At 33.5% G+C, this 7,149-nt stretch carries 6 protein-coding genes, 1 tRNA gene and 1 pseudogene; 2 read left to right on the forward strand and 6 right to left on the reverse strand.

Annotation, left to right across the window (positions count from 1 at the left end; translation table 11 throughout):
* Positions 1-22 precede the first annotated feature (22 nt).
* From WKI77_RS02735 to WKI77_RS02750, 4 genes are all read right to left on the reverse strand, one after another.
* Complete coding sequence (locus WKI77_RS02735; RefSeq protein WP_337860301.1) at positions 23-418, reverse strand: hypothetical protein; 396 nt, start codon at positions 416-418, stop codon at positions 23-25.
* Between the two features lie 153 nt (positions 419-571).
* A tRNA-Lys gene (locus tag WKI77_RS02740) sits at positions 572-645 on the reverse strand.
* Between the two features lie 61 nt (positions 646-706).
* Entirely contained in the window at positions 707-1,204 is a 498-nt protein-coding gene (locus WKI77_RS02745; RefSeq protein WP_337860302.1) for a hypothetical protein, read from the reverse strand.
* 75 nt (positions 1,205-1,279) lie between these two features.
* On the reverse strand, positions 1,280-2,452 hold the full coding sequence (locus WKI77_RS02750; RefSeq protein ID WP_337860303.1) for an MFS transporter: 1,173 nt from the start codon (positions 2,450-2,452) through the stop codon (positions 1,280-1,282).
* Between the two features lie 193 nt (positions 2,453-2,645).
* On the opposite strand from WKI77_RS02750, the gene WKI77_RS02755 reads away from it, so the two are divergent.
* Complete coding sequence (locus tag WKI77_RS02755; RefSeq protein ID WP_337860304.1) at positions 2,646-3,272, forward strand: helix-turn-helix domain-containing protein; 627 nt, start codon at positions 2,646-2,648, stop codon at positions 3,270-3,272.
* An 18-nt stretch (positions 3,273-3,290) separates the two neighbouring features.
* On the opposite strand, the gene WKI77_RS02760 is transcribed toward WKI77_RS02755, so the two are convergent.
* On the reverse strand, positions 3,291-4,067 hold the full coding sequence (locus tag WKI77_RS02760; RefSeq protein ID WP_337860305.1) for a cytochrome C oxidase assembly protein: 777 nt from the start codon (positions 4,065-4,067) through the stop codon (positions 3,291-3,293).
* Positions 4,068-6,251 (reverse strand): 4Fe-4S binding protein, encoded by a 2,184-nt coding sequence (locus WKI77_RS02765; RefSeq protein ID WP_337860306.1) that lies wholly within the window; start codon positions 6,249-6,251, stop codon positions 4,068-4,070.
* Between the two features lie 153 nt (positions 6,252-6,404).
* Here WKI77_RS02765 and WKI77_RS02770 point away from each other — a divergent pair.
* Positions 6,405-7,149 (forward strand): annotated as a pseudogene (locus WKI77_RS02770) (hypothetical protein); the annotation flags it as partial.

Genomic DNA, 7,149 nt, shown 5'->3' on the forward strand with positions numbered 1-7,149 from the left:
AAACTTGTCATACAAAATGCTATTATTGTATGCCAAGATTTATCTGGTTTTCTATATATTTCCAGAATTTATCTTCTATTTCAAAGCTCCATAATGATTCAGGGACTTCGAAAAATGCAAGTTCCGGTGTCAGTAGAAAACTTTCTATTGCTGCAACTCCCAGATCCTGAAGCCATTTTCCCATGCCAATAGATATTTTTGCATCGTCAGGTGTACCTGAAACTGTAATGGAGTATGCTCTGTCCATACCTGCTATGCTTCTGAGCAACCCCTCTTTTGTGGCCTGTATTAATGTTCCATTTGGATGTTTTCCCAGCTGCGTTTTAAATTTCTCATTCTGGAAATATGTTTCTATAACAGCTGATAACTTGTCAAGGTCCACGCTTTTCCCGTTATATTCTTTTACTCTCGTTTTCATAGTCCCGTATTTAAAAATGCATATATAATCTTTTGTTTAAAAAGATATATTCTCTCAATAAATATATTAAGGAACTCATTTCAGGATATCACATATAGTTTATATTCCACAAAATGTTATCTAGACTAAACAAAAAATAATAAAAAGATAAAGCGGGTCCGAAGGGATTTGAACCCTTGACCGATGGATTAAGAGTCCATCGCTCTACCTAGCTGAGCTACGGACCCAGTCAGTTAAATAACACTATGTCAAAATACTATTTTAACTTTTTAAATTATATATTTAAAATTAGAAATCCCTTATCTTGAATTTGCTATTTAGGAGAATGCCAGCTATTATAACTATGATTCCTATTAATATAAAAAATGTGGAAAAATCAGCAACATACCCAATATAAACAAGATAACTGGTAGGGCCATAGGTTATTGATGTGGCTGGATGGGATCCGGAAAATTCAATAAAAACATATTTTCCCTCTGTTAGATTTCTGTACTCCTTTATATTGCCAAAGCTTGTATAGGTCGGCAGGCTCAATTGTGCAAGCACAGTCCCATTATCAACGATTTTTGTTTCATTTGCTTTAACAAGCCCTGAAGCACTGGCGGGATTGGTTACAGATATAATGAAACTTTTTGAATTCACTGTAATATTTTTAGATATATATTCATCTCCCTTAACAGTAAGTTGATTCTCACTGATCTTAGGTTTCTCTAAACTACTATATGCATACAGTGAAACACCGATTAATAACATTACAATACCCAGCACAAGTATCCATTTTTTCATGATTCTGTCAAATATATCATTATGACTTATATTTTGTATTGTTTAACATATTCTACAAATAAGCTTTATAGGAAATTATTCCTGTGGCTTTTCTAGATAAATTTCATGAAAGTGTGTGATAAAATACAAAAGTATTATGCTGAATATAAATGAAGCTAAAAGCAGAATCATTATTGATAAATCATGGTCAATATTTATTATAAGTAAACCGGCTATAACAGCTCCAAAGAACACACCTGCATGCTGCATAGATGTATAAAAACCAAGATTCCCGCCGTAGCTGTTTTTTGGTGCAAGCCTTGTAATTAGTGTAGGAAATACAGTTTCACTTATAATATAGCCTGAATAAAACGCAGTTACACTTAGGGCAAAATATGTTACATCAGTTATTCTATTATTCAGGAAGAATAAAGGAACGCTTACAAGCAGTACTGCAAGTGATACAAGCGAAAACAATACAGTTTTATTTTTATCCGCCGGCCTGGCTATTGACAGTCCTACGATGCCAGCAACAAAAACTACTGGAAGAAGAAACTCATAAAATCTGGAGACCGGAAAATATTTTAATGAATATATTGGCAAATATAAATAAAATATAATCATGTAAAAATAGATAAAGAAACTTATTAATGATATAACTGCTAATTTTGAATCTATTTTCGCCTTAATTTTAAAGAGCCTTTCTTTTTTAGTTTCCTTAATTTTCAATAATGGAATAAATGAGAAAACACCTACTAAAGCTGCTATTATGAAAATTGAAGAGTAGTTAAATACGGTTGTGAGTATCGGGCCTACAACAACACCCAGCATGAATGATAAGCCAATAGCAATTCCAATTATTGCGTCTGAAATATTTCTTTTGTTAACAGGAACACTTTCATGTACCAGTGCAATTCCAGCCGAACTTACAGCACCTGCACCTTCCACAAGCCTGCCAAGTATGAGCCCATATATATTTACCGGGTAAGCACATATAATATTGCCTGCAATAAAAGTAGCAATGCCTGCAGAAATAATAAGTTTTCTTCCATATCTGTCCGATAATCGGCCTAAAGGTGTTTGAAATAATGCCATGGTAATACCATATGCACCCAGTGCTATGGCAATCAATAAATATGAGTCAGTAAATTTTTCTCCATACAGTGTAAATATGGGAAGCACCATGAAGAGCCCAAGCGTTCTCAAGCCTATTGTAACTGAAACCAGTGAAAGTACTCTGAACTGTTTCCTATCAAAAGCACGCATCATATTGAACTGTATTGTATTATTTATTATATTACTTTGTATGCTGGCTGTAGTTATATTGAATATTGATAAAATTAATTCGTAATTCTATGACTGAAACAGTAATTATAAGAATGTTTACAGCATATAACTTATATTAATAACATAAAAGGTAACAAACCTTAATTACCTGTTAGATATATTTATATGATTTTGTATGCATGTACTTTACTCATTCAAATATGGAGATTGCTTTGCTTCCGAACTAATAAATAACCTTAATATCAGAATTAAAATTATAGATCAGACAATAGAAGATAATTATATCGATGAAATACTTTCAATTTATGCAGAATCACCAGATATTATTAAGAAAACAATTGAATATTTCAATACGTATGAACATGCCGAATACATTGATATAATTGAGAAAAGTGACAATGTGATCATAGTAAAACTTAGGGCTAAGGGATGCCCATTAGTAGAAATTATGAAAAGAAAACTACTGATACCTTCAAATAAAATCAACCTTGAAAGAATAGATTATTCCGGGAATATGTTCTGGGAATTCGATGTTAATAACTACAATAAGATAAGGCATATTGATGAAGCATTAAAAGAGATATATGATATAACCGACAGCAATATAAGAATGTCCAATGGAAGGCACATAAACGTTAAATCAGAGTATATTCTTAAGGAGGCTTTCGAAAGGGGATATTTTGACGTGCCAAAAAAAATTGGGCTGAAGGAATTATCGTCGGATGTTAACATCCCGCCAACAACACTGGATTTGTTATTACGGAGGCAGTTAAGGGCCATAATTCAAAAAACAATAAAATAAAAATATTTTACAGTTAAATTATTTAAACAAACTTAGCTGAAAAACTATAGAAAGAACAATTAATATTGTAAAAAATTGGTGTATCGGAACTATAAAACCCGGTTTAGATGCTGATTTGTTAACAGATATAAATACAATTATTCCAACTATAATCTGCATTCCTATTATGATCAGTGCAATATTGTAATTAAAGAAGAACAGTATCAGGGAGAATAAAAACAGCAATACCGCAAGGCCATGTATTGTCCATATCCACTGTGCTTTAGTTTTGGGTATTTTGAAATATCCTATAGCCTTCTGATAACCTCTTTCTCCTGTTGTCATTCCTCCCATATATATTACTGCAAAGAAGAAGTAAAGTGGTATGTTATGTACTATCAGTTCCAGAACATTGCTGGCTACCGGGTAAATTATTAACAAATATGTCAAAGCCGTAGAATACGCTAGTATGTCGTGAAGGCCCTGAACTACAGAAGGTGCTTTCCCAGCCAGTGTATAAAGTGTTGCCATTCCAAGCAATGCTGTAATTATAACCAGAATTAAACCTGTTATCTCAAGGGAACCATGCACAAGAACTAACATAATCACAGCATTGACTCCTAACAACGTTGCCAGTATTCTGTGCCATACTTCTGGATCGCCGGCCTTTGCTTTTAGTGGCATATCCTTTGTATATGGCCACTTTGTACCGAGGGATAATCCGTAACCATAACCTTCTACTGTTCCTCCGACAATTATTATTCCAAATGCAAGGATCACCTGGAATGCAAAATAATAATACAAAATTACATTCACTTACTTCACCTTAAATTCTTCAGTTTCACTTTTCTTTTTTATCATAGCAAATCCCATATCGTTATTTATATTTTTATTGCTGTGCCCTAATTTTTCTCTAATAAAATTCCTGACATCATAGAAATATATATTGTTGTATGGACATGCCCTCAGGCAGTCACCTGCCCCGACGCATTTAACACTTTTAAATGTCCCATTTTTAATGAATTCACCGGGCATTGTCGATAATCCCACTTCACAGGATGTTGCGCATGCCTTTGTTTCACAGGTTCTGCAAACATTTTTATCCTTAACTTTCAACTTAAAGAAACCAAGAACACTGAAGAAGCCCACAAGCGTTCCTGTGGAGCACCATCCATATTTTCTGCATGGGCTCATGCCTACAAATGGAATGGAAAAGAAGAATATATACCATAAAACATTCCATATAAAATAGGAATAAAATACAGATGGGTCTATTCCGTAAATACTGAAACTCAGGTTGCCTGTTGTGGTATACATGTATGAAAACAAAGAGGCAAGGATGGCCCAGATCCATGAACCACTCGCTATAAACAGTACTGCATCTGTGAAATGGCTTGATCTCTGCTTTTTGCTGATTTTTGATTCGTAATTGTATTTAACCATTGATTGCCCCAGTGTACCTCCATACATAACTGCCGAAGGGCACAAAGTTGAACAGTAAGACCTTCTGCCAAAGAGGAGTGCCAGAAATGCATACAATGCATATGATCCAAGAAGTGGCAATATCAGATATGGATAAAGCGCTGCCTGGGCTCCTGTATTTGCCCATAATGGAAGTTTGTTATAATACAGCGGATTCAGAAAATTCGGCCCTATTGTCGTATATAAAATATATGCTGCAAGTGCGAATACCAGGTTGATTTTTTTTCCTCTGTCCTTTAATTCGCGTATTCTTGCCACTACAAGGGCCATCATCTCTATCCCCATAATTAATAAAAATGTGGGTGAATCAGTTATATATCCAATTATATAAAGGATTTCTATAAAGGTAGATATCGGAGTAAACTTATAAACACCTCCAACCATTCCATAAAATACCAGAAAATTGTTAATTCCCGTTGATGCAGGAACAAAAGGAGAAACAAACTCTTTTAATACGTCATGGGCATAGAAACCAGCAACTGATGCGCCATGATATACCGGAAGTGTATCTATTACACGGTAAAATGGCAGATAATTGTACGTGGCGAAATCCATTGACCCGGCCATAAATAATTCAGATACAAATGATGCAACAAGGACAAAAAATATTAATCTTGCAGGTTTATTCACTATTTTCTTCCGTTTGATTACAACATTATTTTCTGTTTTTTGAACGTCTACACTTGGTTTTTTAATAGAAAACATACTCTGGAAATAATACCACATACCGAAAATTATAGCCATTGCAAAGAAAATCCAGGCAAATCCGAATGGCTTTAAAATAATTGTTCCGATAAATGTTCCAGTCCCCATTAAAAGATAATCTATGAATATCATTTTAATGTGGTACGCATCATCCTTTGGCAAGATGAGTTTGTGTTTTGCAATATATTCAAAAAATATAATCATAAATATGATCATAACTGCCGTTTCCCCTACCCCGCCAATAAAAACAAATTTATCATTACCTAAAATAGTTGGTGCGAATAAATCCATTGTAAATATTGATATAGCAGCGTATTTATGCATTCCTTTTGGTTTGTAGACAAGATAAAGGAAGAACATTTCTGCACTCATTGGCACGAGAAAATATATTGTATTTATTCCATTGCTAAGGGCACTTACAAAATCAAAGGAATAAAAAGCATGGTAGTAATCAAAGTGGATTATTGTTGGATTAAATAAATAAAATAAAAATAATCCCATGGAAACTTCATTCCAAATTATCAAACCAGTAAATGCCGTTGCATTTGCTTGAGTCAACCCTTTTCTGTCAACACCTCCATGCAGTACTCCAACGAACACTGCAACTATGGGTTGGGACATCAATATCATGCCAAATGTAAAAGCCAGTCCGGTATCTATAAAATTATGGGCTGTTGTTATATAAAATAAAAACGCATCAAGCATGCTGGCCATCATAGCAGTAAAAATTCCAATTGTAGCAACTTTTAAAAATGAAATATCATACTTATGCCTGATTATATAGGAAAATGTCAGTACTATATATGTTACCATAATAACAATTGTGATTATACCTATTAAAAATACGATATCAAGCATGCGAAACTCAATTTAATGATTTTATTATTAGTTAATTGTAGATATTATTCTATAATTAAACTTATCCTTATCATGAGATATCCAATAGATTAAATGAAGCGAGAAGTAGTGGAAAGTCTTATTATATCCGTTTTTACATTATATTTATTTATATATTCCGCACTTACCGGTATTTTTGTTGTATATTCTACACGATTATATCCATCTATATATCAGTTCATAGTGATCCTGATTCCATATGTATTATTACCAATGCTGGTATTTTTTAGAAAAAATTCAATAATTAATAGAGTATATCTGTACTTCCTCTTTATAGGACTACTTACATTTATAATACTATTGTTCACATACATAGTGTATCCTCTAATGGAAATAATGATATTCCTTGTAATAGCATTTTATACCGATGTGATAGATAATTTATATTTTAAGGGCAACAGGCCGCTTTTTTATAAAGGGGCAACGTTTGTTGTTATATTATTCATAATGCTTCTTATTTCAAGATTCCTGGTAATCAGCATACCTGTAGAACCGACAAAAATAGTCGTTGATTCAATATACGCTGACTTTTCATCCTTTCAAGTTCCATATTTCTTTTATTATGGGATTATAATGAGGGTCAACTACATATATTTTACAATGGGAATACAATCTATAATTCTTTATATTATACTTGCTGCTTTACTGACAGAGAACTACTTCCTGATTTTCAGCATAGTAAAAATAAATCCCGGAACACCAGGAAAAAAATCAAAGGCGAGAAAACAGATAAGCACGATGGCAACACCAGCAATAAGTGGAGGAATCTCTGCATTGAGCTGCCAGTGCGAAGGCTTAACAGCAATATTGCCTA

This window comes from Ferroplasma sp. (genome assembly GCF_037442045.1).
Taxonomy (GTDB): Archaea; Thermoplasmatota; Thermoplasmata; order Thermoplasmatales; family Thermoplasmataceae; genus Ferroplasma.